General features: G+C 60.5%; 25 protein-coding genes, 3 tRNA genes and 1 pseudogene. 4 read left to right on the top strand and 25 right to left on the bottom strand.

The annotated features are described in order from the left end of the window. Nucleotides 1-582: 582 nt before the first annotated feature. The 22 genes from HFO99_RS16480 to HFO99_RS16375 all read right to left on the bottom strand — a co-directional run bounded on the left by HFO99_RS16480 (nucleotide 583) and on the right by HFO99_RS16375 (nucleotide 20,625). The gene (locus HFO99_RS16480; protein WP_168282658.1) at nucleotides 583-858 is read right to left on the bottom strand and encodes a DUF1467 family protein; all 276 of its coding nucleotides are present in this window, start codon (nucleotides 856-858) and stop codon (nucleotides 583-585) included. A 205-nt stretch (nucleotides 859-1,063) separates the two neighbouring features. Next, nucleotides 1,064-1,468: a methylmalonyl-CoA epimerase gene (gene mce, locus HFO99_RS16475; RefSeq protein ID WP_222362295.1), complete on the bottom strand. Its 405-nt coding sequence runs from the start codon at nucleotides 1,466-1,468 to the stop codon at nucleotides 1,064-1,066. Nucleotides 1,469-1,470: 2 nt separating this feature from the next. After that, nucleotides 1,471-3,141: a ribonuclease J gene (locus HFO99_RS16470; RefSeq protein WP_222362293.1), complete on the bottom strand. Its 1,671-nt coding sequence runs from the start codon at nucleotides 3,139-3,141 to the stop codon at nucleotides 1,471-1,473. A 17-nt stretch (nucleotides 3,142-3,158) separates the two neighbouring features. Beyond that, a complete protein-coding gene (locus tag HFO99_RS16465) occupies nucleotides 3,159-3,923 on the bottom strand; it encodes a biotin--[acetyl-CoA-carboxylase] ligase (protein WP_222362291.1) in 765 nt (254 codons plus the stop codon). Continuing rightward, nucleotides 3,923-5,368, bottom strand: a complete 1,446-nt coding sequence (gene nuoN / locus HFO99_RS16460; RefSeq protein ID WP_075224177.1) for an NADH-quinone oxidoreductase subunit NuoN — start codon at nucleotides 5,366-5,368, stop codon at nucleotides 3,923-3,925. The genes HFO99_RS16465 and nuoN overlap by 1 nt, the downstream gene beginning before the upstream one ends. Nucleotides 5,369-5,386: 18 nt before the next feature. After that, entirely contained in the window at nucleotides 5,387-6,898 is a 1,512-nt protein-coding gene (locus tag HFO99_RS16455; protein WP_222333031.1) for an NADH-quinone oxidoreductase subunit M, read from the bottom strand. Then, complete coding sequence (nuoL, locus tag HFO99_RS16450; protein WP_222362290.1) at nucleotides 6,898-8,898, bottom strand: NADH-quinone oxidoreductase subunit L; 2,001 nt, start codon at nucleotides 8,896-8,898, stop codon at nucleotides 6,898-6,900. Before nuoL ends, HFO99_RS16455 begins: the two co-directional genes overlap by 1 nt. Before the next feature lie 7 nt (nucleotides 8,899-8,905). Beyond that, on the bottom strand, nucleotides 8,906-9,214 hold the full coding sequence (nuoK, locus tag HFO99_RS16445) for an NADH-quinone oxidoreductase subunit NuoK (protein ID WP_027685143.1): 309 nt from the start codon (nucleotides 9,212-9,214) through the stop codon (nucleotides 8,906-8,908). 23 nt (nucleotides 9,215-9,237) lie between these two features. Further along, the gene (locus HFO99_RS16440; RefSeq protein WP_222333029.1) at nucleotides 9,238-9,852 is read right to left on the bottom strand and encodes an NADH-quinone oxidoreductase subunit J; all 615 of its coding nucleotides are present in this window, start codon (nucleotides 9,850-9,852) and stop codon (nucleotides 9,238-9,240) included. A gap of 144 nt (nucleotides 9,853-9,996) precedes the next feature. Next, a complete protein-coding gene (gene nuoI, locus HFO99_RS16435) occupies nucleotides 9,997-10,488 on the bottom strand; it encodes an NADH-quinone oxidoreductase subunit NuoI (RefSeq protein WP_003547385.1) in 492 nt (163 codons plus the stop codon). Nucleotides 10,489-10,528: 40 nt separating this feature from the next. Then, entirely contained in the window at nucleotides 10,529-11,572 is a 1,044-nt protein-coding gene (gene nuoH / locus HFO99_RS16430) for an NADH-quinone oxidoreductase subunit NuoH (protein WP_222362288.1), read from the bottom strand. Between the two features lie 12 nt (nucleotides 11,573-11,584). After that, on the bottom strand, nucleotides 11,585-13,666 hold the full coding sequence (gene nuoG, locus HFO99_RS16425; protein ID WP_222333028.1) for an NADH-quinone oxidoreductase subunit NuoG: 2,082 nt from the start codon (nucleotides 13,664-13,666) through the stop codon (nucleotides 11,585-11,587). Between the two features lie 218 nt (nucleotides 13,667-13,884). Continuing rightward, nucleotides 13,885-14,550, bottom strand: a complete 666-nt coding sequence (locus HFO99_RS16420; RefSeq protein ID WP_222333027.1) for a 5' DNA nuclease — start codon at nucleotides 14,548-14,550, stop codon at nucleotides 13,885-13,887. A gap of 2 nt (nucleotides 14,551-14,552) precedes the next feature. Next, complete coding sequence (gene nuoF / locus HFO99_RS16415) at nucleotides 14,553-15,857, bottom strand: NADH-quinone oxidoreductase subunit NuoF (RefSeq protein WP_017959939.1); 1,305 nt, start codon at nucleotides 15,855-15,857, stop codon at nucleotides 14,553-14,555. A 10-nt stretch (nucleotides 15,858-15,867) separates the two neighbouring features. Further along, nucleotides 15,868-17,034, bottom strand: a complete 1,167-nt coding sequence (locus HFO99_RS16410) for an NADH-quinone oxidoreductase subunit E (protein WP_222333026.1) — start codon at nucleotides 17,032-17,034, stop codon at nucleotides 15,868-15,870. A gap of 16 nt (nucleotides 17,035-17,050) precedes the next feature. Beyond that, nucleotides 17,051-17,323, bottom strand: coding sequence for a hypothetical protein (locus tag HFO99_RS16405; protein WP_222333025.1), 273 nt, complete (start codon nucleotides 17,321-17,323; stop codon nucleotides 17,051-17,053). Then, nucleotides 17,323-18,513 (bottom strand): NADH-quinone oxidoreductase subunit D, encoded by a 1,191-nt coding sequence (locus tag HFO99_RS16400; RefSeq protein ID WP_222252139.1) that lies wholly within the window; start codon nucleotides 18,511-18,513, stop codon nucleotides 17,323-17,325. The genes HFO99_RS16405 and HFO99_RS16400 overlap by 1 nt, the downstream gene beginning before the upstream one ends. A gap of 66 nt (nucleotides 18,514-18,579) precedes the next feature. After that, the gene (locus HFO99_RS16395; protein WP_222252138.1) at nucleotides 18,580-19,182 is read right to left on the bottom strand and encodes an NADH-quinone oxidoreductase subunit C; all 603 of its coding nucleotides are present in this window, start codon (nucleotides 19,180-19,182) and stop codon (nucleotides 18,580-18,582) included. Between the two features lie 18 nt (nucleotides 19,183-19,200). Further along, a complete protein-coding gene (locus tag HFO99_RS16390) occupies nucleotides 19,201-19,785 on the bottom strand; it encodes a NuoB/complex I 20 kDa subunit family protein (RefSeq protein WP_222333024.1) in 585 nt (194 codons plus the stop codon). Continuing rightward, nucleotides 19,776-20,141, bottom strand: coding sequence for an NADH-quinone oxidoreductase subunit A (locus HFO99_RS16385; RefSeq protein WP_010055493.1), 366 nt, complete (start codon nucleotides 20,139-20,141; stop codon nucleotides 19,776-19,778). Before HFO99_RS16385 ends, HFO99_RS16390 begins: the two co-directional genes overlap by 10 nt. Before the next feature lie 246 nt (nucleotides 20,142-20,387). Then, nucleotides 20,388-20,464, bottom strand: a tRNA-Asp gene (locus HFO99_RS16380). Between the two features lie 84 nt (nucleotides 20,465-20,548). Further along, nucleotides 20,549-20,625 (bottom strand) — tRNA-Asp (locus HFO99_RS16375). A 403-nt stretch (nucleotides 20,626-21,028) separates the two neighbouring features. On the opposite strand from HFO99_RS16375, the gene HFO99_RS16370 reads away from it, so the two are divergent. Then, nucleotides 21,029-21,104: transfer RNA gene (locus HFO99_RS16370), tRNA-Val, on the top strand. A 100-nt stretch (nucleotides 21,105-21,204) separates the two neighbouring features. After that, nucleotides 21,205-21,603, top strand: coding sequence for a hypothetical protein (locus HFO99_RS16365; RefSeq protein WP_164577714.1), 399 nt, complete (start codon nucleotides 21,205-21,207; stop codon nucleotides 21,601-21,603). 60 nt (nucleotides 21,604-21,663) lie between these two features. On the opposite strand, the gene HFO99_RS16360 is transcribed toward HFO99_RS16365, so the two are convergent. After that, the gene (locus tag HFO99_RS16360) at nucleotides 21,664-22,212 is read right to left on the bottom strand and encodes a glutathione peroxidase (RefSeq protein WP_222307778.1); all 549 of its coding nucleotides are present in this window, start codon (nucleotides 22,210-22,212) and stop codon (nucleotides 21,664-21,666) included. Nucleotides 22,213-22,344: 132 nt separating this feature from the next. Beyond that, on the bottom strand, nucleotides 22,345-22,698 hold the full coding sequence (locus HFO99_RS16355; RefSeq protein WP_222252136.1) for a hypothetical protein: 354 nt from the start codon (nucleotides 22,696-22,698) through the stop codon (nucleotides 22,345-22,347). A gap of 159 nt (nucleotides 22,699-22,857) precedes the next feature. Here HFO99_RS16355 and HFO99_RS16350 point away from each other — a divergent pair, with 159 nt between their 5' ends. Beyond that, nucleotides 22,858-23,463, top strand: a complete 606-nt coding sequence (locus HFO99_RS16350; protein WP_222362286.1) for a class I SAM-dependent methyltransferase — start codon at nucleotides 22,858-22,860, stop codon at nucleotides 23,461-23,463. Here HFO99_RS16350 and HFO99_RS16345 read toward each other — a convergent pair whose 3' ends face one another. Beyond that, nucleotides 23,464-23,865 carry a cupin domain-containing protein gene (locus HFO99_RS16345; RefSeq protein ID WP_261323176.1) on the bottom strand — a complete coding sequence of 134 codons (402 nt, stop codon included), beginning with the start codon at nucleotides 23,863-23,865 and terminating at the stop codon, nucleotides 23,464-23,466. It abuts the gene before it with no gap. A gap of 171 nt (nucleotides 23,866-24,036) precedes the next feature. Here HFO99_RS16345 and HFO99_RS16340 point away from each other — a divergent pair. Then, nucleotides 24,037-25,021, top strand: a pseudogene (locus HFO99_RS16340) (aldo/keto reductase). Nucleotides 25,022-25,068 lie beyond the last annotated feature (47 nt).

Here is a 25,068-nt window from a genome sequence, read left to right as displayed (position 1 = left end):
CCGGAGCAGTTGTGATCCCGCAGCGGGCGGAATCGAAAGACCATTGTTAATGTCGGGAGCGTTCATAGCCGCTTCGCGGCAGGAAAGAAACCCGCAACGGATGCCGGCAACCTCTCGGAAGCGCATGTTCGCACCCGCAAAATGAAAGGGCATAAAAAAGCGCGTGTTTATAAGGACTTGAACGGAAATCTTGTCAACAGAAAAATTTTGCTAGAGTGTAGCAAAAATGCAAAAAAAGCTGATGACAAAGCCCAATGTTTGAGCTAGTTTTAGCTCACAAAACAGGCAGGAAGTTAAATTCTTGCCGAATTCGCGGTCAAGTCTTGGGAGGATCAGATCTTAGGCGCGCTCGTCGCAGCCCCGGCAACGGTTACAGATCACGCGATACTTAAAACAAGGCTTTTAGCCTTGTTTTTTTTTGGCTTTTCCGCCTCCATCCCATCCAAAAATCCGGCCGACTTCCGTAAGGGAATAGCCCTCATTCCGTTACGCGAGCTCTTTGCCGCAACAGCATGACGCTGGTATGACGAAACTCGCCTTCGATAGGCTTACATCTGCTCAAAGTTTGAGCAAAAGCCGCACTCAATAGAAGCTGGGGCCGAGTTGCGGCAGCGCGTCGAAGCCCCAGCCGAAATAAGTGTCGCAGACATACCAGAGGCCGTAGACCAGGGCCGAAATCAGCGTCGTCAGCGAAAACACGAAAGCGGCGCGAAACCGGGCGGGCGCGCTCGGAACGGTGCCGAGCACGACATCATTGTCGTCCGCCTGGGTGCGCAGGCCGATCGGCAGGACGGCGAAAAGCGTCATCCACCAGATGATGAAGTAGACGGCAAATCCCTGAAGAAAGATCTGGAGCATTATGGTTCCGTTGGTGTCGCGCTGCCGCATTCCTTAAATCGGAATCGATTTAAGGAATGCGGCAATTTAAATTGTTACAGCGTCCTTTGCGCGTCTTAAAAGACACGCGGCGCTGTAATATCGCGTCCTTATACGACGGAATGGCGACCAACTCAAAGCGGACGAAAGGTTTAGCCGTCTTCAGGTCACTCTGCCGCAGCAGGGCTCAGGCCTGTTCGAGTTCGATCAGCGTGCCGAAGAAATCCCTGGGGTGCAGAAAGAGGACCAGCTTGCCATGGGCACCGGTCTTCGGCTGGCCGTCGCCGAGCACCCTTGCGCCCGCCGCGACCAGTCGATCACGGGCGAGAAGGATATCGTCCACCTCGTAGCAGATATGGTGCATGCCGCCGGACGGGTTCTTTTCGAGGAAGGCTGCGATCGGCGAGGTAGCCCCGAGCGGCTGCAGCAACTCGACCTTGGTGTTCGGCAATTCGACGAAAACAACGATGACGCCATGCTCCGGCAGGGTCTGCGGCTGCGATACGGCAGCACCCAGCGTATCGCGATAGGCCGCCGTCGCCGCGGCCAGATCGGGCACGGCGATGGCGATATGGTTGACCCGGCCGAGCATGGTCAGACCTTGGTGACGAAGGCGGTGACAAGGGGTTTCTTGCCCCAGGTGTTGTTCGCGGCCGAGCGGATGGCCCGGCGCACGGCCTCCTGCAGCATGTCGATATCCTTGCGGCGGGCGCGTGGAATGCTCTCGATGGCGCTGACCGCCGCGTCGAAGAGCGTATCCTCCATATCCTCGCCCTCGTCATCGTAGGTCGGCAGGCCGATCGAAATGAGGTCGGGTTCGCCGACGATGTCATAGCGGGCATCGAGCACGACGTTAACAGCGACATGGCCGACATAGGAGAGCTTCTTGCGCTCGCCGATACCCATCTCGTCGAAATCACCGATCAGCGTGCCGTCCTTGTAGATGCGGCCATGCGGCGCCTCGCCGATCACCTCGACGGGACCGGGCGCCAGCCGCAGGATGTCGCCGTTGCGCACCCGCGGCACCAGCGCGATGCCGGATTGCTCGGCAAGTTCCTTGTGGGCCGTCAGATGTATCGCCTCGCCATGCACCGGCACGACGATCTTCGGCCGCGTCCACTCATACATCCGCTGCAGCTCGTTGCGGCGCGGATGGCCGGAAACGTGGACCAGCGCCTCGGTATCCGTGATGATGTGAACGCCTTGCTCGACGAGGCCGTTCTTGATGTCCTGGATCGCCTTCTCGTTGCCGGGAATGGCGCGGGAGGAAAAGACGACGATATCGCCCGCCGCAAAGGCCACATTGCGCATCTCGTCGCGGGAGAGCTTGGCAAGAGCTGCCCGCGCCTCGCCCTGGCTGCCGGTCAGGATGACTACGACCTTGTCGCGCGGGATATAGCCGTATTCCTCCTCGGAGATGAAGGGCTTCAAACCTTCCATCAGGCCGACATCCTGGGCGACGTCGACGACGCGCTTCAGCGAACTGCCGAGCAGCAGCACTTCGCGGCCTGCCGCCTCGGCCGCCTCGGCTACGGTGCGGATACGCCCGACATTCGACGAGAAGGTGGTGATCGCCACCCTGCCCTCGGCATCCTCGATGATCTTGCGCAGGCTTTCGGACACATCCTTTTCGGAGGGCGAGACACCGTCGCGCAGCGCATTGGTGGAATCGCACATCAGCGCCAGAACGCCCTCGTCGCCGAGCTGGCGGAAACGTGTCTCGTCGGTCAGGGGTCCAAGCGAAGGCTCGTGGTCGATCTTCCAGTCACCGGTATGGATGACATTGCCGACCGGCGTGCGGATCATCAACGACATCGGCTCGGGGATCGAATGGTTGACGGCGACGCCTTCGATGCTGAAGGGGCCGACATTGATCGTATCGCCGGCGTTGAACGGCGTCACCGGCACTTCGCCGATCTTAGCCTTCTCGAAATTGCGCTTAGCTTCGAGCAGACCTGATGTAAAACCAGAGGCATAAACTGGCACGTTGAGGCCGGGCCAAAGGTCGGCGAGCGCACCATAATGGTCTTCATGCGCATGGGTGATGATGATCGCCTTGAGGTTCTTTCGTTCGCTGGCGAGGAAGCGGATATCGGGCAGCACGAGGTCGACACCCGGCAGATCGGGCCCGGGAAAAGTGACGCCACAATCGACCATGATCCACTGGCGATGCTCGGGCGGTCCGTAGCCGTAGAGAGCGAGATTCATGCCGATTTCACCGACACCGCCCAGAGGCAGGAATACCAGTTCGTCCTGTTTCGCCATAATTTTCGTTTTTTCCGCTATCCAAAAAACACATCACCGGCAGCAATGGGCATTATCCTGCCAGTGCCGGTATCGAGCATCAACAAGCCATTATCATCAATTCCGGCGAATTGTCCGGAAATCGATCGGTCCGGCAAATTCACCGTAATCTTTTCGCCGATGCCGCAGGCGATGGCGCGCCAGAGCGCCGTGATCTCGGCGATGCCGCGGCCCTGGTCCCATATTTCAAGCACTTCCGCCGTGGCGGCGAAGAGATGCGCGAAGAGTTCCTCCGGCGAAGCTGCACTTCCCTGCTGGCGCAGGCAGGTGACGGGGTAGAGCGGATTGTTCGGCATCACAGAGATATTGATGCCAATGCCGACGATCAGCGCGTAACGTCCGTCCGGCAGCCCCTCGCCTTCGACGAGAATACCGCAGGTCTTCTTTCGACCGATGAGAATATCGTTCGGCCATTTGACCTCGAGCGGCTCGGCGCCCAGTGGCAGCACCCTGCGGATCGCCTGGTGCACGGCAACGGCGATCGCCAGCGGCAGGGATCCAAGGCGCTCCATCGGCGCCGGGTCGATCAGAAGAAGAGAAGCGTAGAGATTGCCGCGCTCGGAAACCCAGAGCCTGCCGCGGCGGCCGCGGCCACCTGTCTGCTTTTCGGCGGTCACCCAGAGATTGCCGCCATCGCCCGCCCGAGCCCGGGCGAGGCATTCGCTGTTGGTAGACGATGTTTCCGACAGAGCCTCGTGCCTGAAATCGCCGAGCGATATCCGGCGCCGCCCGTCGGAAGCCATCAAAAGAGCGTCGCAGCGGCAAGCTCTGCCGCACCGCCGATAGGGCCGCCGATGAGGACATAGGCGGTGACGAAGAGACCGGAGAGACCGAAGACCAGACGCAGCGCTCCGGAGACACGGGCGAATTCGCCTGTGGCTTCATCGAACCACATCAGCTTGATGACACGCAGATAATAGTAGGCGCCGACGACCGAGGCGAGAACGCCGATGATGGCGAGCGCATAGAGCTTGGCTTCGATGGCGGCAACGAAGACGAAGTACTTCGCGAAGAAGCCGGCGAGCGGCGGGATGCCGGCAAGCGAGAACATCAGCGCCGTCAACACCACGGCCATAAACGGGTTCGTTGTGGAGAGGCCGGCGAGATCGTCGACATTTTCGACGACGGTGCCGTCCTTGCGGCGCATCGACATGATGATCGCAAAGCTGCCGAGCGTCATGACCATATAGATGACCATGTAAAGCATGACGCCGGTGACGCCGGTCTGGTTACCGGCGGCAAGGCCGACCAGCGCATAACCCATGTGGCCGATCGAGGAATAGGCCATCAGCCGCTTGATGTTCTTCTGGCCGATCGCGGCAAACGAGCCGAGCAGCATCGAGGCGATCGAGATGAAGACGACGACCTGCTGCCAGTCCGCCAGAACCGGCTGGAAGGCGGTAATGACGATGCGGGTCATCATCGCCATGGCGGCGACCTTGGGGGCTGCGGCAAGGAAGGCGGTGACCGGCGTCGGCGCGCCTTCATAAACATCCGGCGTCCACATGTGGAAGGGAACGGCAGAGATCTTGAAGGCGATGCCGGCAAGGATGAAGACCAGGCCGAAGATCAGGCCGAGCGAACGCGCGCCTTCGACGGACAGCGCCTGGGCGATCTCGGAGAAATGGGTGTGGCCGGTGAAACCATAGACCAGCGACATGCCGTAGAGCAGCATGCCGGAGGAAAGCGCGCCGAGGACGAAATATTTCAGGCCGGCTTCGGTCGACTTCAGACTGTCGCGGTTGATTGCGGCGACGACGTAGAGCGCCAGCGACTGCAGTTCCAGCGCGAGATAGAGCGAGATCAGGTCGTTGGCCGAGATCATCAGCAGGATGCCGAGGGTCGCAAGCACCAGGAGAACCGGGAACTCGAACTTGTCGAGCTGATTTTCACGGGCGTGGCCGATCGACATGAACATGGCGACCAGCGAACCGATCAACGCCACCAGCTTCATGAAGCGCGAGAAGCCGTCGGCCATGTAGACCCCGCCATAGGCAAGCCCTTCTGCGGGCACGAAGAGCAGCCACAGGCCGGAGGCCAGGAGCAGGACGATGGCCAAGCCGGTGACGACAAGGCCCGACCGCTCGCCTGAGAAGACGCCGACCATCAACAGGACAAGGGCGCCGACCGCGAGGATGAGCTCCGGCGCGGAAAGATGCAGACTGAGGAGAATTGTTTCAGCGGTCATGTCCAATAAGTCCCGTCATCATTTCATAGACAGCGCAACATTCTGCGCTGCGTGCACGGCGGCCGTGTAATTGTTGACCAGCAGATCCACCGAGGCGGCCGTCGCATCGAAGACCGGAGCCGGATAAATGCCGAAGAAGATGGTCAGCGCAACCAGCGGGTAGAGGATCAGCTGTTCGCGTCTGGAAAGATCGAGCAGCGCCTTCAGCTTTTCCTTCTCCAGCGCGCCGAAGATCACCCGGCGATAAAGCCAGAGCGCGTAGGCGGCCGAGAGGATGACGCCGGTGGCGGCAAAGAGCGCTACCCAGGTGTTGACGCGGAAGACACCGATCAGCGTCAGGAATTCGCCGATGAAGCCCGACGTGCCGGGAAGCCCGACATTGGCCATGGTGAAGACCATCATCGCCACGGCATATTTCGGCATATTGTTGACGAGGCCGCCATAGGCGTTGATCTCGCGGGTATGGGTACGGTCATAGACGACGCCGACGCAGAGGAAGAGCGCGCCGGAGACGATGCCGTGCGAGAGCATCTGGAAGATCGAACCCTGAACGCCCTGCATGTTGGCGGCAAAGATGCCCATGGTCACATAGCCCATGTGGGCCACGGAGGAATAGGCGATCAGCTTCTTGATATCGTCCTGCATCATCGCCACCAGGGAGGTGTAGATGATGGCGATGACAGACATGGCGAAGACGAGCGGCGCGAAATAATCGGACGCCACCGGGAACATGCCGAGCGAGAAGCGGATGAGACCGTAGCCGCCGAGCTTCAGCAGCACGCCGGCCAGGATCACCGAGCCTGCCGTCGGCGCCTGAACGTGGGCATCGGGAAGCCAGGTATGGACCGGCCACATCGGCATCTTGACCGCGAAGGAGGCGAAGAAGGCAAGCCATAACCAGGTCTGAAGCGCTGGCGGGAACTTGTAGGCGAGCAGCGCGGTGATATCCGTCGTGCCGGCCTGCCAGTACATCGCCATGATGGCGAGCAGCATCAGCACCGAGCCGAGCAGCGTATAGAGGAAGAACTTGTAGCTCGCATAGACGCGGTCCTTGCCGCCCCAGACGCCGATGATCAGGAACATCGGAATGAGGCCCGCCTCGAAGAAGACGTAGAACAGCACGATATCGAGCGAGACGAAGACGCCGATCATCATCGTTTCGAGGATGAGGAAGGCAATCATGTATTCCTTCAGGCGCTTCTCGATCGAGAGCCAGCTCGCCAGCACACAGAAGGGCATGAGGAAGGTCGACAGGATGACGAACAGCATCGAGATGCCGTCGACGCCGACGTGGTAGCCGATGCCGGTGCCGAGCCAGTCATGCTTTTCGAGCATTTGGAAGCCCGGATTGGCATTGTCGAAGCCGGTCCAGATGAAGAGCGAAACGACGAAGGTGAAGACGGTGGTGATCAGCGAGATCCACAGCACGTTCTTCCGGCCGGTTTCGCTCTCGCCGTTCATCAATAGCAGGAGCACCACGCCGACGAGCGGCAGGAAGGTGACCGTTGAAAGAATAGGCCAATCGGTCATCAGAAGGAACTCCCGAGCATCATCCAGGTAACGAGCGCCGCAATGCCGATCAGCATGGCGAAGGCGTAGTGATAGAGGTAACCGGTCTGCAGGCGGACCACGCGATCGGTGACGGCGACGACACGAGCGGCGACGCCGTTCGGGCCGTAGGTGTCGATGACGCCGACATCCCCCTTCTTCCACAGGAAGCGACCGAGCGCCTTGGCGGAGCGGACGAAGAGGAAGTCGTAGAGTTCGTCGAAGTACCACTTGTTCAATAGGAACTGGTAGAGCACGCGGTGCTGCTGCGCGAGGATGCGCGGCGTCTGCGGCGAGCGGATATACATGTACCAGGCAGTGACGAAGCCGAGAACCATGGCGATGAAGGGGCTCAAAGCCACGAGCGCCGGCACATGGTGGAACTCTTCGACGAGTTCGTTCTCGGCGCCGGTAAAGAGCGCACCCTTCCAGAACTCGGCATATTCCTCGCCGTAGAACCGGCCTTCGAAGAAGTAGCCGGCGAAAACTGCACCAAGCGCGAGGAGATAAAGTGGCACCAGCATGACCTGCGGCGACTCGTGGACGTGGTGCATCACCTCGTGCGAAGCTCGCGGCTTGCCGAAGAAGGTCATGAAGATCAGGCGCCAGGAATAGAAGCTGGTGAACAGAGCCGCGATAACCAGGAGAGTGAAGGCAAAGCCGGAGACCGGCGAATGCGAAGCATAGGTCGCCTCGATGATCACGTCCTTGGAGAAGAAGCCGGCAAGACCGAACGGCGTGAAGGGAATGCCGACGCCGGTGATTGCCAGCGTGCCGACAATCATCATACGAAACGTCCACTTAATATGCGGCCGCAGGCCGCCCATGTAGCGCATGTCCTGCTCGCCATCGACGGCATGGATGACCGAGCCGGCGCAGAGGAAGAGCAGCGCCTTGAAGAAGGCGTGCGTGAAGAGATGGAAGATCGCCGCGCCATAGGCCCCTACCCCAAGCGCCACGAACATGTAGCCGAGCTGCGAACAGGTGGAATAGGCGATGACGCGCTTGATATCGTTCTGCACGAGGCCGACGGTTGCTGCGAAGAAGGCGGTGATCGCGCCGATCACGGTAACGACAACCAGCGCATCCGGCGACAGTTCGAAAAGCGGCGACATGCGGGCGACGAGAAAGACGCCGGCGGTGACCATGGTGGCGGCATGGATGAGGGCCGAGACCGGAGTCGGGCCTTCCATGGCGTCCGGCAGCCAGGTGTGCAGCAGAAACTGCGCCGACTTGCCCATCGCGCCCATGAACAGCAGCAGGCAGATGCCGGTCAGTGCATGCGCCTTGTCGAGCTGCATGCCGAAGAGATTGAGGATCACCTCGCCCGCTTCGCCGCCGCCTTCTTGCGGCGCGAAGTTCGAGGCATTGGCGAAGATCGTGTCGAGGTTGATCGAGCCGAACAGCACGAAGACGCCGGCAATGCCGAGGACGAAGCCGAAGTCGCCGACGCGGTTGACGATGAAGGCCTTCATCGCCGCGGCCGTCGCCGAGGGCTTCTTGAACCAGAAGCCGATCAGCAGATAGGAGGCGAGACCGACACCTTCCCAGCCGAAGAACATCTGGGCAAGGTTGTCAGCGGTCACCAGCATCAGCATGGCGAAGGTGAAGAGCGAGAGATAGGCGAAGAAGCGCGGGCGATGCGGATCGGTATGCATGTAGCCGATCGAATAGACGTGCACCAGCGTCGAGACCGTGTTGACGACGATCAGCATGACTGAGGTCAGCGTATCCACGCGCAGCGACCAGGAAACGTCGATGCCTCCGGACTGGATCCAGCGCAGCACCTCGACCTTGATCGGACCGCCTTCGGCATGGCCCATGCCGACGGTGAAGAAGACGACCCAGGACAGGATGGCGGCGACGATCATCAGGCCGCTGGTGACATATTCCGAAGCCTTGGCGCCGATCGCTCGGCCGAAAAGGCCGGCGACGATCGCACCGATCAAGGGAAGAAAGACGATAGCCTTATAGAGGAACATGAGCCACTCAGCCCTTCATCATATTGACGTCTTCGACCGCGATCGAGCCGCGGTTGCGGTAGAAGACAACGAGAATTGCAAGACCGATCGCCGCTTCGGCAGCCGCGACCGTCAGGATGAACAGCGCGAAGACCTGGCCGACGATGTCGTTCAGGAAATGGGAGAAGGCGACCATGTTGATGTTGACGGCAAGCAGGATAAGTTCGATCGACATCAAGATGACGATGACGTTCTTCCGGTTCAGGAAGATGCCGAAGACGCCAAGCGTGAAGAGGATGGCGCTGACCGTCAGGTAGTGGGAAAGTCCGATGACCATGTTCTTTGTTCCTTGACCTGCCTTTAGACGCCCTGCCCGGGCTTGACCGAAACCACCTCGACGGCGGTGGCGGGCGTGCGGGCAACCTGCCTGGGAATATTCTGCCGCTTGATGTTGGTGCGGTGTCTCAACGTCAGCACGATCGCGCCGATCATCGCGACCAGGAGCACCAGACCGGCGATCTGGAAGAAATAGACGTAGTTGGTGTAGAGCACGTCGCCGAGAGCGGCGGTATTGGTGCGATCCGTCAGCGCCGGGATCGGCATGGCGACTGATTTGGCGATCTCAGGCGAGATGACGCTGCCGCCGATGACGACGATCAGTTCGGCCGCCAGGATCACCCCGATCAGCCCGCCGATCGGCGCATATTCCAGAACGCCGGCCCTCAGTTCGGTGAAGTCGATATCGAGCATCATCACCACGAAGAGGAAGAGGACGGCGACGGCGCCGACATAGACGACAAGCAGGATCATCGCCAGGAATTCGGCACCAAGCAGCAGGAAGAGGCCAGCCGCATTGAAGAACACTAGGATCAGGAACAGAACCGAGTGAACCGGGTTCTTCGCCCAGATGACCATGAACGCCGACGCCACCGCGACAAAGGCGAAAAGATAGAAAAATAGAGCCTGCAGACCCATGTTGGTGCCTTTTTCATCTTCCCCCGGGCAGCCGGGAGTTTCCCTGCCCGATGGAGCTTTCCCTGGCGCTAACCGGCAAAGCTTCTGTGCATATTGACCACGACAGCAGCGCTTAAGCTCCATCGCGGCATTTCAAAATCTCAATCAGCGGTACGGCGAGTCGATCGCGATGTTGCGGGCGATTTCGCGCTCCCACCGGTCTCCGTTGTCCAGAAGCCGCGCCTTGTCGAAATAGAGCTCTTCGCGGGTTTCCGTCGCAAATTCGAAATTCGGGCCTTCGACGATCGCATCGACCGGGCAGGCTTCCTGGCAGAAGCCGCAATAGATGCACTTCACCATGTCGATGTCGTAACGGACCGTGCGGCGCGTGCCGTCATTGCGGCGCGGACCCGCTTCGATGGTGATCGCCTGGGCAGGACAGATCGCCTCGCAAAGCTTGCAGGCGATGCAGCGTTCCTCGCCGTTCGGATAACGGCGCAGCGCATGCTCGCCGCGGAAGCGCGGGGAGACCGGACCCTTTTCGAAGGGATAGTTGATCGTCGCCTTCTGGCGGAAGAAATAGCGCATCGACAGAAAGAACGCGCCGACGAATTCCTTGAGAAACAGCGAGCTGATGGAGCCGGACAAGCTTGCCATCTTCAACCTCCAATTTTGCCGAAAACGAGAGCGGGCACCATCATGCCCAACCCATCAGTTTCAGCACGAATGCAACGATGACGACCATGGCGAGCGACAGCGGCAGGAAGACCTTCCAGCCGAGGCGCATGAGCTGGTCGTAGCGGTAGCGCGGAACGAAGGCCTTGACCATCGCGAACATGAAGAACACCAAGCAGGCCTTCAGCGTGAACCAGATGATGCCTGGGACCCAGTTGAGGATCCAAATATCGACCGGGGGCAGCCAGCCGCCGAGGAAGAGGATCGTCGTCAGCGCGCACATCAGGCAGACGGCCGCATATTCGCCGAGCATGAACATCATATATGGCGAGGAGCCGTATTCGACCATGAAGCCGGCGACGAGTTCCGATTCGGCTTCCGGAAGGTCGAAGGGCGGGCGGTTCGTTTCGGCGAGCGCCGAAATGAAGAAGATGATGAACATCGGGAAGAGCGACAGCCAGTGCCAGTCGAGGAACGACGCCGGCAGGCCGAGCATGGTGCCGAGGCCGGTATGCTGCGCATTGACGATATCGGTCAGGTTCAGCGAACCCACACAGAGAAGCACGGTGACGATGACGAAGCCGATCGAGACTTCATAGGACACCATCTGTGCGGCCGAGCGCAGCGCGCCGAGGAACGGATACTTCGAGTTCGAAGCCCAGCCGCCCATGATGATGCCGTAAACCTCGAGCGAGGAGATCGCGAAAATATAGAGGATGCCGACATTGATGTTGGCGATCACCCATCCGTCGGCCAGCGGCACAACCGCCCAGGTGGACAGCGCCAGAAGCACCGTCACCAGTGGGGCAAGCAGGAACACCGCCTTGTTGGCGCCGGCCGGAATGATCGGCTCTTTGAAGACGAACTTCAAAAGATCGGCGAAGGACTGGAACAGGCCGAAGGGACCGACGACGTTCGGGCCACGGCGCAACTGCACGGCTGCCCAGATCTTACGGTCGGCGAGCAGCACATAGGCGATGAAGACGAGCAGGCAGACGAGCAGCAGCAGCGACTGGCCGACCATGATGATCGCCGGCAAGACATAGGTCGAAAAGAAAGAATCCATAGTCCCCTGCCCTTACTCTGCCGCGACTTTGAAGTTGTTGCGGGCCAATGCCGAGCACTCCGCCATGACAGCCGAGGCACGCGCTATCGGGTTCGTCAAATAGAAGTCTTTCACCGGCGACGCAAACCCGGATTTGTTCATCTTGCCGGCTTTTTTCGCAACTGCGGCAATTTGAGCGCTATTGGTTTCGGCGATCTCGTCGATGGCGGCGAAATGCGGGAAAGCGGCATAGAGCCGGACACGCAATTCGCTGAGCGAATCGAAGGGAAGCTTCTTGCCGAGCACATCGGAAAGGGCACGGATGATCGCCCAGTCCTCGCGTGCATCACCCGGCGCAAAGCCTGCGCGATTGCCCATCTGGACGCGGCCTTCGGTGTTGACCCAGGTGCCGGACTTTTCGGTATAGGCTGCCGCCGGCAGGATGACGTCGGCATGATGCGCGCCATTATCGCCATGCGAGCCGACATAGACGGTGAGCTTGGCCTTCTTGGCGGTGAAGTCGAGTTCGTCTGCACCGAGCAGGAAGAGCACGTCCATCGCCGTCAACATCTCGGCGGCATTGACACCCTTGGCGCCCGGTACGAAGCCGAGATCGAGGCCGCCGACACGCGCGGCAGCGGTATGGAGGACGGCAAAGCCGTTCCAGCCTTCGACGACCGCGCCGACAGAACCGGCGAGCTTTGCAGCACTGGCGAGAACGCCGGCGCCGTCGGTGCGCGACAATGCGCCCTGGCCGATGATGATCATCGGCTTGGCGGCATTCTTCAGCACGTCCGCGAAGGCGTGGGTGCCGTCGACCAGATCCTTCAGCGTGTCGGGACCGCCGCCGAGATAATCATAGCTGTAACGCAGTTCAGCACGCTCGCCGATCACGCCGATCGGGAACTTGCCGCGGCGCCAGCGCTTGCGGATGCGGGCGTTGAGGATGGCCGCCTCGAAGCGCGGATTGGCGCCGATGATCAACAGCGCATCAGCCTGGTCGATGCCGGATATGGTCGGGTTGAAGAGGTAGCTTGCACGGCCGAGCGACGGATCGAGTGCCGCCCCATCCTGGCGACAGTCGAGATTGACCGACCCCAGCGACTTCACCAGTTCGGAAAGCGCATACATTTCCTCGACGGAAGCGAGGTCGCCTGATATCGCGCCGATCTTGTCGCCCGACGTGGCGCCGACGGCGGCCTTGATGGCGCCGAAGGCTTCGGCCCAGGTGGCGGGCTGCAGGCGGCCGTCGCGGCGAACATAGGGCCGGTCGAGGCGCTGGGTCTTCAGGCCGTCCCAGATGAAGCGGCTCTTGTCGGAGATCCACTCCTCGTTGATCGCCTCGTTGACGCGCGGCAGGATGCGCATGACTTCACGGCCGCGGGTATCAACTCGGATCGCCGAACCGACGGCATCCATGACGTCGATCGATTCGGTCTTGTTCAATTCCCACGGACGCGCGGTGAAGGCGAAGGGCTTCGAGGTGAGCGCGCCGACCGGGCAAAGATCGACGACGTTGCCCTGCAGCTCGGAGGTCATCGCCTGCTCGAGATAGGTGGTGATCTCTGCATCCTCGCCGCGGCCGATCAGGCCGAGTTCGGAAATGCCGGCGACCTCGGTGGTGAAGCGGACGCAGCGCGTGCAGTGGATGCAGCGGTTCATCACCGTCTTGACGAGCGGACCGATATACTTGTCCTCGACGGCGCGCTTGTCTTCCTGATAGCGCGAGGTGTCGATGCCGAAGGCCATCGCTTGGTCCTGCAAGTCGCATTCGCCGCCCTGGTCGCAGATCGGGCAATCGAGCGGATGGTTGATCAGCAGGAATTCCATCACGCCTTCGCGGGCCTTCTTGACCATCGGGGTGTTGGTGAAGACCTCGGGCAGTTCGCCGTTCGGGCCGCCGCGGATATCGCGCACGCTCATGGCGCAGGAAGCCTGTGGCTTCGGCGGGCCGCCCTTCACCTCGACAAGGCACATGCGGCAGTTGCCGGCAACCGACAGGCGCTCATGGAAGCAGAAGCGCGGAACTTCGGCGCCGGCATCCTCGCACGCCTGCAATAGCGTGTAATGATCCGGAACTTCGATCTCGTTGCCGTCAATCTTCAGTTTTGCCATCGTCGCTCAGTCCTGTTTCCCGTTTGCCTGATGACGGCAAACAAACCTATTTTTGCAGCACTCTCATTGCCAAGCCGGACCTTCCGTCCTGCGGGCAGCTGATGTCGCTCAAATTCTCTGTCGCGCGTTCCAGATCCGGAACCCGCACCGGCATCTTGGGGCCCCGCCCGTCCGCCGATCTGCCCATCTTTTCCGGCCGCTCGATGCGGCCGGACAGTTCATTTCTTCCTGCGGCCCCGCCCTGTCAGAACTTTCGCCTGACCGGTCCAGTCGTCACGGCCGATGCGGCCGTTGAAGCCGAGTTCAGCGTCGAGCCGGGCGATTTCCTCGTCGGTCCAGGCGGCAATCTCGGCGAAGCTGCGAATGCCCTTGGCGTTCAGCACCTGCTCTAGCTTCGGGCCGATGCCGGCAATCAGCTTGAGATCGTCGGCCTTCCCCCGCGCAACCGGTTTTACCTTCACGGCCGGCTTTGGCTGGCTGACGGATATCGGCGCGCTGATCGACTTGACAACTGTCAGTCTCGGCTTTGCCTTCTTCTCGGCCGGCGGCTTGGTGAAAGCCTTGACCTCCGAGCGAATATTCTCCGGCCGGATATCGACATCGGCCATCGGCTCGTCCGGCGGCGTGTCATCGAGGGCGGCCGCGACCTTGCCGGTGGTTTCCAGGGCGCTGTGCCAGGCACCGAAGAAAGCGCCGGCCATCTGGGTCGAAAAACCGAATCCGATCGCCGTTGCGGCGGCAAAGGCTGCCGCGGGCTGCGCCATCAGCGGATGCACCGGCATCGCCCGTGCATTTTCCAGCATCTCGGCGGCTAGACGGCCGAAACCGGCCGCGAAATCGGCGACTTCTTCCTTCTTCTCGCCCTTGGATGCGTTGTCCGCCATGATTATTCAGCCGCCTCCAGAACCGCACCGTGATCAAGCGCGCTTGCCGTATACTGGTCGATACGCTTTTCGATCTCGGGACGGAAGTTACGGATCAGACCCTGCACCGGCCATGCGGCGGCATCGCCGAGCGCGCAAATGGTGTGGCCTTCGATCTGCTTCGTCACCTGGAACAGCATGTCGATTTCGCGCTTCTGGGCATTGCCCTTGGCCATGCGCTCCATCACGCGCCACATCCAGCCCGTGCCTTCGCGGCAGGGCGTGCACTGGCCGCAGCTCTCATGCTTGAAGAAGGCGGAGATACGGGCGATCGCCTTGATGACGTCGGTGGACTTGTCCATGACGATCGCGGCGGCCGTGCCGAAGGAAGAACCGACGCCGCGCAGGCCGTCGAAATCCATCGGGCAATCGATGATGTCCTTGGCCGGAACGATCGGGCAGGATGCGCCGCCCGGAATGACCGCAAGCAGGTTGTCCCAGCCGCCGCGAATGCCGCCGGCATGGCGGTCGACCAGTTCGCGGAAGGTGATGCCCATTTCCTCTTCGACCGTGCACGGCTTGTTGACGTGGCCGGAGAGCATGAACAGCTTGGTGCCGACATTGTTCGGACGGCCGATGGCCGAGAACCAACCGGCGCCGCGGCGCAGGATCGTCGGCGCGACAGCGATCGATTCGACATTGTTGACCGTCGTCGGGCAGCCGTAGAGACCCATATTGGCCGGGAACGGCGGCTTCAGACGTGGCTGACCCTTCTTGCCTTCGAGGCTTTCGAGCAGCGCGGTTTCTTCGCCGCAGATATAGGCGCCGGCGCCGTGATGGACGAAAATTTCCATGTCCCAGCCGAGCTTGTTGTTCTTGCCGAGCAGGCCGTAATCATAGCATTCGTCGATCGCCGCCTGCAGCGCTTCACGCTCGCGGATATATTCGCCGCGCACATAGATATAGGCCGCATTGGCGCCCATCGCGAAGCTGGCGACGACGCAGCCTTCGATCAGCGTATGCGGATCGTGGCGCATGATATCGCGGTCTTTGCAGGTGCCGGGCTCGGACTCGTCGGCATTGACGACGAGGTAGTGCGGACGACCGTCGCTTTCCTTCGGCATGAAGGACCATTTGAGGCCCGTGGGGAAACCCGCGCCGCCACGACCACGAAGACCAGACGCCTTCATCTCGTTGATGATCCAGTCGCGGCCCTTTTCGAGGATCTGCTTGGTGCCGTCCCAGTGGCCGCGGCTCATCGCGCCCTTCAGGGATTTGTCCTTGAGGCCGTAGATGTTGGTAAAGATGCGGTCTTTATCTTGTAACATGCTTCACCTCTTACCGCGGCTTCTTGCCGAAGACCCTGATATATTCCGCTTCCCCGCCCTTGGCGAGCGCCTTGGCCTGCTTGACCCAGTCATCGCGCTCGATGCGGCCGCGGAAATTCAGATAGCCGTCGACCCATTCGCGTTCGGCCTTCTTCCAGCCTGCGACCTGCGCGAATGTGAAGATGCCGATTTCGTTCAACGTCGCCTCGATCTTCGGGCCGACACCCGAGATCATCTTCAAATCATCCGGTGCGGCGGGTTTTTCGATGCCGGCCGGCCGATTCTTGTCGGTCAGGGCAGGCTTGGCCGCCGGGGCGGCTTCAGCCTTGACGGCAGCTTTTGGCGCCGGTTCGGCAGCCGCAGTGCCGGAAACCGGCTGCTGCTCGGCTGCCTTTGCGTTTTTCGCAGCCGCCTTCGGCGCCGTTGCCGGCGTCTTCAGGGCAGCATTGGTCTCGGCATCGGTGCTCTTCAGGCGGGCCGCTTCGGAAGGCGGCACCGGAGCGCGGTCGACCGGAGCCGACACGGTCTCGGCGTCGGCCTTCTTGGCGCGCGTCCGTGCCTTCGCGTCTTCGGTCGTCAGCGAGGTCAGGCCGCCTTCAGGCGCCGAAAACACCCGATCGATCTGGGTGCCGGGCTTGATGCTGGCGCCATTGCCGGCGGCAAAGACGTCGATGATCTCTTCGAGACGCTCGGGCGTCAGATCCTCATAGGTGTCCTTGCCGATCATCACCATCGGGGCGTTGACGCAGGCCCCGAGACATTCGACCTCTTCCCAGGACAACGTGCCTTCGGCATTGCGCTCGAAGGCATGGGCATGGATCTTGCTCTTGCAGACCGACATCAGCGCTTCGGAGCCGCGCAGCATGCAGGGCGTCGTGCCGCAGACCTGGACGTGGGCGCGGGTGCCCACAGGATGCAACTGGAACTGCGTATAGAAGGTCGCGACCTCGAGCACTCTTATATAGGCCATGTCGAGCATGTCAGCGATCTTTTCAATCGCCGCGCGCGTGACCCAGCCGTCCTGCTCCTGCGCCCGCATCAACAGCGGAATGACCGCAGATTGCTGGCGGCCAGCGGGGTATTTCTGGATCGTCTTGTCCGCCCAGACCGCATTGTCATCGCTGAAGGCGAATGCGGCAGGCTGGAATTGATCTTCGGCTAATCGACGAACGGACATTCTTCCTCACGCCTTGTCAGTTTAGGGTTCCACACCGCGAAGCGGTCAAAGACTGCATTTCGCAGGCATAGGCCGACTGGTCTTTTTGCATAAACACTACGAATTTGCTGCCGTTCGGAATGGCAGCCTTGATCTGATAGCCCTTGGACAAGAGCTCGCCCATGGACGATTGCTGCGCCGGCGGCGTCTCTTCCTTACGGCCCAGCGGCGTGCCGAGACTATCGGAGTCCTGAGCCGAAACCCCGGATGCCGAAAGAAGAATTGCGACGGCCAGCGGCAGAAGCTGCATTAGCGGTCCACCTCGCCGAAGACGATGTCGAGCGAGCCGAGCACGGCCGCGACGTCGGCAAGCTGGTGACCGCGGCACATGAAGTCCATCGCCTGCAAATGGGCGTAACCCGGCGCGCGGATCTTGCAGCGATAGGGCTTGTTGGTGCCGTCGGAGACGAGATAGACGCCGAACTCACCTTTCGGCGCCTCGACGGCGGCATAAACCTCGCCGGCCGGCACATGGTAGCCTTCGGTATAGAGCTTGAAGTGGTGGATCAGCGCTTCCATCGAGCGCTTCATCTCGCCGCGCTTCGGCGGTACGACCTTGCCGTCGATCGACGAGAAGGGACCGGTCCTGGCATCCGAGAGCAGGCGGTTGACGCACTGCTTCATGATTCGGACCGATTCGCGCATCTCGATCATGCGGATCAGATAACGGTCGTAGTTGTCGCCATTCTTGCCGATCGGGATGTCGAATTCGAGATCGGAATAACATTCATAAGGCTGGGCGCGACGCAGATCCCAGGCCGCACCCGAACCACGCACCATGACGCCGGAGAAGCCCCAGGCCCAGCATTCCTCCAGCGAGACGACGCCGATATCGACGTTGCGCTGCTTGAAGATGCGGTTGCCGGTCAACAGGTTGTCGATGTCGTCGAGCGCCTTCAGGAACGGGTCGCACCAGTTACCGATGTCCTGCACGAGCTGTTCGGGCAGATCCTGGTGGACTCCGCCCGGACGAAAATAGGCAGCGTGCATGCGTGAGCCGCTGGCGCGCTCGTAGAACACCATCAGCTTTTCGCGCTCTTCGAAGCCCCAAAGCGGCGGTGTCAGCGCGCCGACGTCCATGGCCTGCGTCGTGACGTTCAGAAGGTGCGAGAGGATGCGGCCGATTTCCGAATAGAGAACGCGGATCAGCTGGCCGCGAATCGGGATCTCGATGCCGAGCAGCTTTTCGACAGCCATCGCATAGGCATGTTCCTGGTTCATCGGCGCGACGTAATCGAGCCGATCAAAATAGGGCACGGCCTGAAGATAAGTCTTGGTCTCGATCAGCTTCTCGGTGCCGCGATGCAAAAGGCCGATATGCGGATCGACACGCTCCACAATTTCGCCGTCAAGCTCCAGGACAAGACGAAGAACGCCGTGCGCCGCCGGATGCTGCGGTCCGAAGTTGATGTTGAAGTTGCGGACGTTATGTTCGGTCATTTGCAAGCGCTCCGCTATTGCAGGCATTAGCCAGTGGGCAATAGGCAATAGTGTAGTTTTTAGATCCTACTGCTTCGCCTTCTCATCGCCGGGCAGCACATACTCCGTGCCTTCCCAGGGCGACATAAAGTCGAAGTTGCGGAATTCCTGCTTCAGCTCGACCGGCTCGTAGACGACTCGCTTTGCCGCGTCGTCGTAACGCACTTCGACAAAACCGGTGGTCGGGAAGTCCTTGCGCAGCGGATGGCCTTCGAAGCCGTAGTCGGTCAGGATGCGACGCAGGTCCGGATGGCCGGTGAAGAGCACACCATACATGTCCCAGGTCTCGCGCTCGAACCAGTCGGCGCCCGGATAGACGGGGCAGGCCGACGGAACCGGCGTATCCTCGTCGGTCGCGGCCTTGACGCGGATGCGCAGGTTCTTCTTCGGCGACAGCAGGTGATAGACGACGTCGAAACGCAGCTCGCGCTGCGGCCAGTCGACCCCGCAAATATCGATCAGGTTGACGAAACCGCATTTGGCGTCGTCGCGCAGGAAGGTCAGCAGCGCGATCAGGTTCTCACCCGTCGTCGTCACCGTCAGTTCGCCATACTTCATCTGCGATGCGGCGATCAGATTACCGCGCGCTTCGCCAAGGTAAGACGCAAGCTCAGTCAGGGCTTCACTCATATGCCTTGTCCTTAACCCTTAGCGTTCGATCGTGCCGGTACGCCGGATCTTCTTCTGCAGCAGAAGCACGCCATAAAGCAGCGCCTCTGCGGTGGGGGGACAGCCCGGCACGTAGATGTCGATCGGCACGATGCGGTCGCAGCCGCGCACCACCGAATAGGAATAGTGATAATAGCCACCGCCATTGGCGCAGGAGCCCATCGAGATGACATAACGCGGCTCGGGCATCTGGTCGTAGACCTTGCGCAGCGCCGGCGCCATCTTGTTGGTCAGCGTGCCGGCGACGATCATCACGTCGGACTGGCGCGGCGAGGCGCGCGGCGCAAAACCGAAGCGCTCGACGTCATAACGCGGCATCGACAGCTGCATCATTTCGACGGCGCAGCAGGCAAGACCAAAGGTCATCCACATCAGCGAGCCGGTGCGGGCCCAGTTGATCAGTTCGTCGGTCGAGGTAACGAGGAAACCTTTATCGGCAAGCTCGTTGGTGATCTCGCCAAAAAATGGGTCGTTGCTGCCGATCGGCTTGCCGGTCGAGGGATCGATGATCCCCTTCGGCTGCTCTGCCACAAGCGGCTGATTGCTCACAGGGGCTACTCCCATTCCAGGGCTCCCTTCTTCCATTCATAGATAAAGCCGATGGTCAGCACGAGGAGGAAGACCATCATGGACCAGAAGCCGAACCAGCCGATGGCGCCGAAAGACACGGCCCAGGGGAAGAGGAAGGCGACTTCGAGGTCGAAGATGATGAAGAGGATCGACACGAGGTAGAAACGGATGTCGAACTTCATGCGGGCGTCGTCGAAAGCGTTGAAGCCGCATTCGTAAGCCGAGAGCTTTTCCGAATCGGGCGCTTTGAAAGCCACGGCGAACGGCGCGATGAGCAGCGCCAGGCCGATGACGAGCGCAATAGCAATGAAGATAGCGATCGGAATATAAGAACTGAGCAGTTCAGTCATCATGTTCATCCCTGCTTGCCGGTGACGCCAGGCGGCGCATTTGGGCAAATGCCCGGCAAGCGAATGTGCGTTGCAACAAGCCGTGGTTAGCGCAGCCGACGCCCCGGCGCAAGACTTTTACAGAGGCAATTCGACGCGTGTCGCGCGGACATTATCAAGCAGGTGCAACGATGTCGCGACAAATCCGTGCAAGCCGCTTCAGCGCGCATGGCTGACCACTGGAAACTGCATGGCTTTCGGAAGAAATGGCGCGAGTGACGGGGCTCGAACCCGCGACCTCCGGCGTGACAGGCCGGCACTCTAACCGACTGAGCTACACCCGCGCATTGATCGGCCATTTTGCGGCCGCGAGGATGAAGAGAACCGGACAAACGACAAATCGCATTTGCGTTTTACAAGACTTGAAATGGCGCGAGTGACGGGGCTCGAACCCGCGACCTCCGGCGTGACAGGCCGGCACTCTAACCAACTGAGCTACACCCGCAATTCATTTCAAGCAGTCCGGATGCCTTCGCACCCTCTCCAAAACGGCTGCCCGTTTCGATGAGCGGCTAACTACGGGGTTCGCCTTTTAGTGTCAAGGAGGTTTGCAGACAAAACAATGACAGTCGGTGAATTGTTTCGGCAGGTTGGGCGCCAGACGAACAAAAGCCGGCACTTCCGTCTTCCGCAGCGATGCTCAGCCGCAGACGCAACGCCTTCGAAACGGGGATGCTCGCCGCCCTCCCCTCACTTTTCAACAGCGCAGCCCAGCCTAAGGGTCATTGCAAGACACGGGACCACCACCAAAAAAATCAAAAATCTTCACAAACACTCTTGCGGTTTTGCCGCGATCCGCATAGATCACGGCCACCAACGCGGCAGGCCGATCCGGTTTCGTTTGCGATGGGCGATTAGCTCAGTTGGTAGAGCGCCTCGTTTACACCGAGGATGTCGGCGGTTCGAGTCCGTCATCGCCCACCATTTCTGAAGTTTCCTGGAGCTTGTTGATCAGATTGGGCTTCCGAATTAGTTCGCTAATCCGGTCACGATCTGCGCAAGGTGTTTCGTCAGGAGACACTTCATGAAAATCGCTATAAAAATCTCTGCGCTGCTTATCGCCAGCGTGGCTGCGCCCCCGTGTATTGCCAAAGAGCCGGCCCAAGAGGTTTTCCTGTCTGCCGGGGACCAGACGATCAAGACCTCGGGAGAAACCCCGGCCCGCGAAGCCAGGACCTATCTCCTGAGAATGCCGTCAGATCTGCCGATTAATTTTTCGGTCGATGCCGACAATTCAGCCTGCAGCCTGGAAATCAGCAAAGCCAGCCAGCGCGGCGTCTTAAGCACAATCAGCCGATTCCCCGCGTCTTTCAGAGACAGCGGTCAAAGTGGCGACAAATATACGTTTTCATTTTTCCAAAACCGCGTTTCATTTATGAGCGGCGCCCGATGCGCCTTCTCATTTTCTCTCACGCAGATGTGACCGTGTGATTGGGGTGATGGGCATCCCTCGACGTTTGGAGGACGCCTATCGTCTGCCCTTTCATGCCTTCGCCAGTTCTTTATCCACAGCGGAAATCAGCCGCGAATCATCTGCCGTCACATCCGGCGCGAAGCGGGCGGCGACTTTGCCGTCGCGGCCGATCAGGAATTTTTCGAAGTTCCAGAGGATGTCGTCCTCATCGCCACCTGTCAGCCCATGGGATTTCAGACGCTCGCGCATCGGGCCGTCGCCGGTCGTCTTCACGCCCGACTTGGTCAGTTGCCGGTAAAGCGGATGCTGAGCCTCGCCCTTGACCGAGATCTTCGAGAAGATCGGGAAGCTGACGTCGTAGGTGCTGGTGCAGAAATCGAGGATCTCGGCGTCGGTGCCGGGCTCCTGGCCCTTGAAGTCGTTGGCGGGAAAGGCGGCGATGACGAAGCCGCGCTCGCGCTTTTCCCCATAGAGCTTTTCCAGCCCCTCATATTGTGGCGTGAGCCCACATTTCGAGGCGACATTGACGACCAAGAGCACCCTGCCCTTGTATTCGTTGAGCGTGGTCTCGCGACCATCCACAGTCTTGACCGGGATATCCAGCACATTGCCCGTCACGGGAACCTCCAATTTCGTAAGGATATGTTTCGCGAAGCTTAGCGATATCGCCGCTGTTGTCATCAGCGTCGGGATCAACTTGGCTTCCACAGGACGCCGGTGCGGCTTCCGGCCGCACCGGGCCTCAGCACCTCAGGCGGGAGACGTTTCCTTCACGTCGTCGAGCAGGAAGTGCACGACGAGATAATCGGTCTTGTAATGGCGGCCGCTGTCCGACATGGAATCGACGCTGCCGCCGTCCTTCGGGTGCCAGGGATGATAGTGGGGGTTGGTGGTAATCAGCGTGATGGCCTTGCCATCTCTTTCGCCAAGCCGGAAGCGCATCTCGGCGAGCGGCCAGATCCGCTCGTAATCCTGCATGGTGATTCGCGCCTTCAGCGCCTTGCGCTGCAGCGGCGCTTCGCCGGCCTCGGCTGGTGTTTCCAACATCACCTCCTCAGCTCCGCTGATGATGGCGTTGAATTCTTCAGGCCACATGCGTTTCATGAAATCGCTCCTCCCGAGGCTTTTTCGTCAGTTCACAGCTTAGCGGTTTGTTCGAAAGAAGCAAATTCCTGTCATGCGGTTGTCATCGGTGCCGGCTGCTCCTACCTTCCCGTCAAACCGCATCAGGGCCGTCGGTCGCCCGCAATCCCGAGATCAGAGATGAAGACACGTGAAGAAAGGCAGGCGCTCCGGGCGAGCATGCCGCGCACTCCGCTCAGCGCCCATCATATGGAAAACGCCCGACTGCTGCCGGATCGCGGCGAATTGCTTTATCGGATCCCGAACGACGGCATCGGCGTCGAGGTGGGAGCAGCCTTCGGCGAATATACAGCGGAGATCCTCGAAAAGAACCGCCCGGCGCGGCTCTATCTCATCGATCCCTGGTCGATGGATCGCTACAGCTCCGGGCTCGACGCGATCCACACGAATTTCGCCGCCGAGATCGAGGCCGGCCGGCTGCATTTGATGCAAGGCACATCGCTTGAGAAGCTTGCCGAATTCGAGAACGATTTCCTCGACTGGGCCTATATCGATACCGATCATTCCTTCGAGCTGACTTGGCAGGAATTGCTGCTCTGCGAAAAGAAGGTGAAGCGGACGGGGCGTATTGCCGGGCATGATTTCTGCACCGGCAATACGGTCAAGCCGATCGTCTATGGCGTCGTCGAGGCGGTCACCAAATTCTGCAAGGATTACTGCTGGCAATTCGAGTTCCTGACGGTCGAATCGCACGCGCATTTTTCCTATTGCCTGAAGCGGCTCTGATCAGGCCTTGCCGGAATATTGCTCGTCGCTGACCTTTTCCATCCAGTCGACGTGATTGCCGTCCAGCGCTTCATGGATGGCGATGTGCGTCATCGCCGTGTCCGGGGCAGCACCATGCCAATGCTTTTCGCCCGGCGCGAACCAGACGGTATCGCCGACGCGGATCTCGCGGATCTCCCCGCCCCAGCTCTGGGCGAGACCCTTGCCTGATGTCACGATCAGCGTCTGGCCGAGCGGATGCGTATGCCAGGCCGTGCGGGCGCCGGGTTCGAAGGTGACGGAGACCGCCCTCGCCCGTGCCGGCGCCGGCGTTTCCATCAGCGGATCCTGGCGAACGGCACCGGTGAAATAATCGGCCGATGGCTTCGTCGAGGGGCGAGAGCCGGCGGGTTTGATCTCCATGATCTGTCCTTTTCCATCCATGCGGTTGAAGCCTTGTAGCAGAACGATATTTCATCGGGGCGACCAATCAAAGCCTGATCGGCAATTGCCGCGGAGTCACCCGGCTGATAGTGCCAGTGTCTTTCATCAGCTCGTTGCATCTTGCTTGACGTGCAGTAGGGAGGATTTTTCATGAAACACCATGCTTTTGGCCGCATGGCCTTCACCGTCACCAATGTCGGCTTCGGCGCCTGGCAGATCGGCGGCTCCTGGGGCGACATCAGCGAGGCCGACGGACGCGCGGCGCTGAATGCCGCGCTCGATGCCGGCATGACATTTATCGATACGGCGGATGTCTATGGCGACGGCCGCTCGGAGAAAATCATTGCCGACGTGCTGAAGAGACGCGGCGGCGAACGGCCGATGGTCGCCACCAAGGCCGGCCGTCGCCTCAACCCGCATGTCGCCGAAGGCTACACCAAGGCTAATCTCGAAGGCTTCATCGACCGCAGCCTGACGAATCTTGCCGTCGACAGTCTCGACCTCATACAGCTCCACTGCCCGCCGCGCGACGTGCTTTACCAACCTGAGGTCTTCGCTGGCCTGGACGCGCTGCAGAAGGCCGGCAAGATCAAGGGTTACGGCGTCAGCGTCGAAAAGGTCGAGGACGGGCTGAAGGCGATCGAATATCCCGGCCGTCAGCATCCAGATCATCTTCAACATCTTCCGCCAGCGCCCCGATCACCTGTTCTTCCAGGAAGCACGCCGCAGGAATGTGGCGATCATCGCCCGCGTACCGCTTGCAAGCGGTCTTCTCTCCGGCAAGATCAACCGGGACACGCACTTCGCCAGCGACGACCACCGCAATTTCAACCGTAACGGCGAAGCCTTCGATGTCGGCGAAACCTTCGCCGGCGTGCCCTTCGAGGTCGGCCTGCAGGCGGTGGAAGAGGTGCGCAAGCTGGTGCCCGCGGGCGCCACCATGGCTGCCTTCGCGCTCCGCTGGATCCTGATGAGTGATGCCGTCACCGTCGTCATCCCCGGTGCCCGCAATGGCGAGCAAGCCAGGGCCAACGCCGCCGCCGCCGACCTTGCGCCGCTTTCGGCCGACGTCATGGCGGCAACGCGCGAGATCTATGAGCGGCTGATCGCGCCGCATGTGCATCAGCGCTGGTAGGCGTCCAACACTCCAAAATGCAAATGGCCAGGTTTTCGCCCGGCCAT

The organism is Rhizobium leguminosarum (genome assembly GCF_019798305.1).
GTDB classification, from domain to species: Bacteria; Pseudomonadota; Alphaproteobacteria; order Rhizobiales; family Rhizobiaceae; genus Rhizobium; species Rhizobium leguminosarum_U.
Note: the sequence above shows the minus strand (reverse complement) of the source record. Positions and strands in the feature narration are given on the sequence as shown.

Bases quoted from the DNA above. Each gene is read 5' to 3' on its own strand.
- nuoN (WP_075224177.1), bottom strand. From the start codon at position 5,368: ATGACCGCTGAAACAATTCTCCTCAGTCTGCATCTTTCCGCGCCGGAG.
- HFO99_RS16350 (WP_222362286.1), top strand. From the start codon at position 22,858: ATGAAGACACGTGAAGAAAGGCAGGCGCTCCGGGCGAGCATGCCGCGC.
- HFO99_RS16420 (WP_222333027.1), bottom strand. From the start codon at position 14,550: ATGGCGGACAACGCATCCAAGGGCGAGAAGAAGGAAGAAGTCGCCGAT.
- HFO99_RS16470 (WP_222362293.1), bottom strand. From the start codon at position 3,141: ATGGCGAAACAGGACGAACTGGTATTCCTGCCTCTGGGCGGTGTCGGT.
- nuoK (WP_027685143.1), bottom strand. From the start codon at position 9,214: ATGGTCATCGGACTTTCCCACTACCTGACGGTCAGCGCCATCCTCTTC.
- HFO99_RS16405 (WP_222333025.1), bottom strand. From the start codon at position 17,323: ATGCAGCTTCTGCCGCTGGCCGTCGCAATTCTTCTTTCGGCATCCGGG.
- HFO99_RS16355 (WP_222252136.1), bottom strand. From the start codon at position 22,698: ATGAAACGCATGTGGCCTGAAGAATTCAACGCCATCATCAGCGGAGCT.
- HFO99_RS16410 (WP_222333026.1), bottom strand. From the start codon at position 17,034: ATGTCCGTTCGTCGATTAGCCGAAGATCAATTCCAGCCTGCCGCATTC.
- HFO99_RS16385 (WP_010055493.1), bottom strand. From the start codon at position 20,141: ATGACTGAACTGCTCAGTTCTTATATTCCGATCGCTATCTTCATTGCT.
- HFO99_RS16390 (WP_222333024.1), bottom strand. From the start codon at position 19,785: ATGGGAGTAGCCCCTGTGAGCAATCAGCCGCTTGTGGCAGAGCAGCCG.
- HFO99_RS16440 (WP_222333029.1), bottom strand. From the start codon at position 9,852: ATGGGTCTGCAGGCTCTATTTTTCTATCTTTTCGCCTTTGTCGCGGTG.
- HFO99_RS16400 (WP_222252139.1), bottom strand. From the start codon at position 18,513: ATGACCGAACATAACGTCCGCAACTTCAACATCAACTTCGGACCGCAG.
- HFO99_RS16345 (WP_261323176.1), bottom strand. From the start codon at position 23,865: ATGGAGATCAAACCCGCCGGCTCTCGCCCCTCGACGAAGCCATCGGCC.
- HFO99_RS16365 (WP_164577714.1), top strand. From the start codon at position 21,205: ATGAAAATCGCTATAAAAATCTCTGCGCTGCTTATCGCCAGCGTGGCT.
- nuoL (WP_222362290.1), bottom strand. From the start codon at position 8,898: ATGTTCCTCTATAAGGCTATCGTCTTTCTTCCCTTGATCGGTGCGATC.
- HFO99_RS16395 (WP_222252138.1), bottom strand. From the start codon at position 19,182: ATGAGTGAAGCCCTGACTGAGCTTGCGTCTTACCTTGGCGAAGCGCGC.
- nuoI (WP_003547385.1), bottom strand. From the start codon at position 10,488: ATGGCAAGCTTGTCCGGCTCCATCAGCTCGCTGTTTCTCAAGGAATTC.
- nuoF (WP_017959939.1), bottom strand. From the start codon at position 15,857: ATGTTACAAGATAAAGACCGCATCTTTACCAACATCTACGGCCTCAAG.
- nuoH (WP_222362288.1), bottom strand. From the start codon at position 11,572: ATGGATTCTTTCTTTTCGACCTATGTCTTGCCGGCGATCATCATGGTC.
- HFO99_RS16455 (WP_222333031.1), bottom strand. From the start codon at position 6,898: ATGACCGATTGGCCTATTCTTTCAACGGTCACCTTCCTGCCGCTCGTC.
- mce (WP_222362295.1), bottom strand. From the start codon at position 1,468: ATGCTCGGCCGGGTCAACCATATCGCCATCGCCGTGCCCGATCTGGCC.
- nuoG (WP_222333028.1), bottom strand. From the start codon at position 13,666: ATGGCAAAACTGAAGATTGACGGCAACGAGATCGAAGTTCCGGATCAT.
- HFO99_RS16465 (WP_222362291.1), bottom strand. From the start codon at position 3,923: ATGGCTTCCGACGGGCGGCGCCGGATATCGCTCGGCGATTTCAGGCAC.
- HFO99_RS16480 (WP_168282658.1), bottom strand. From the start codon at position 858: ATGCTCCAGATCTTTCTTCAGGGATTTGCCGTCTACTTCATCATCTGG.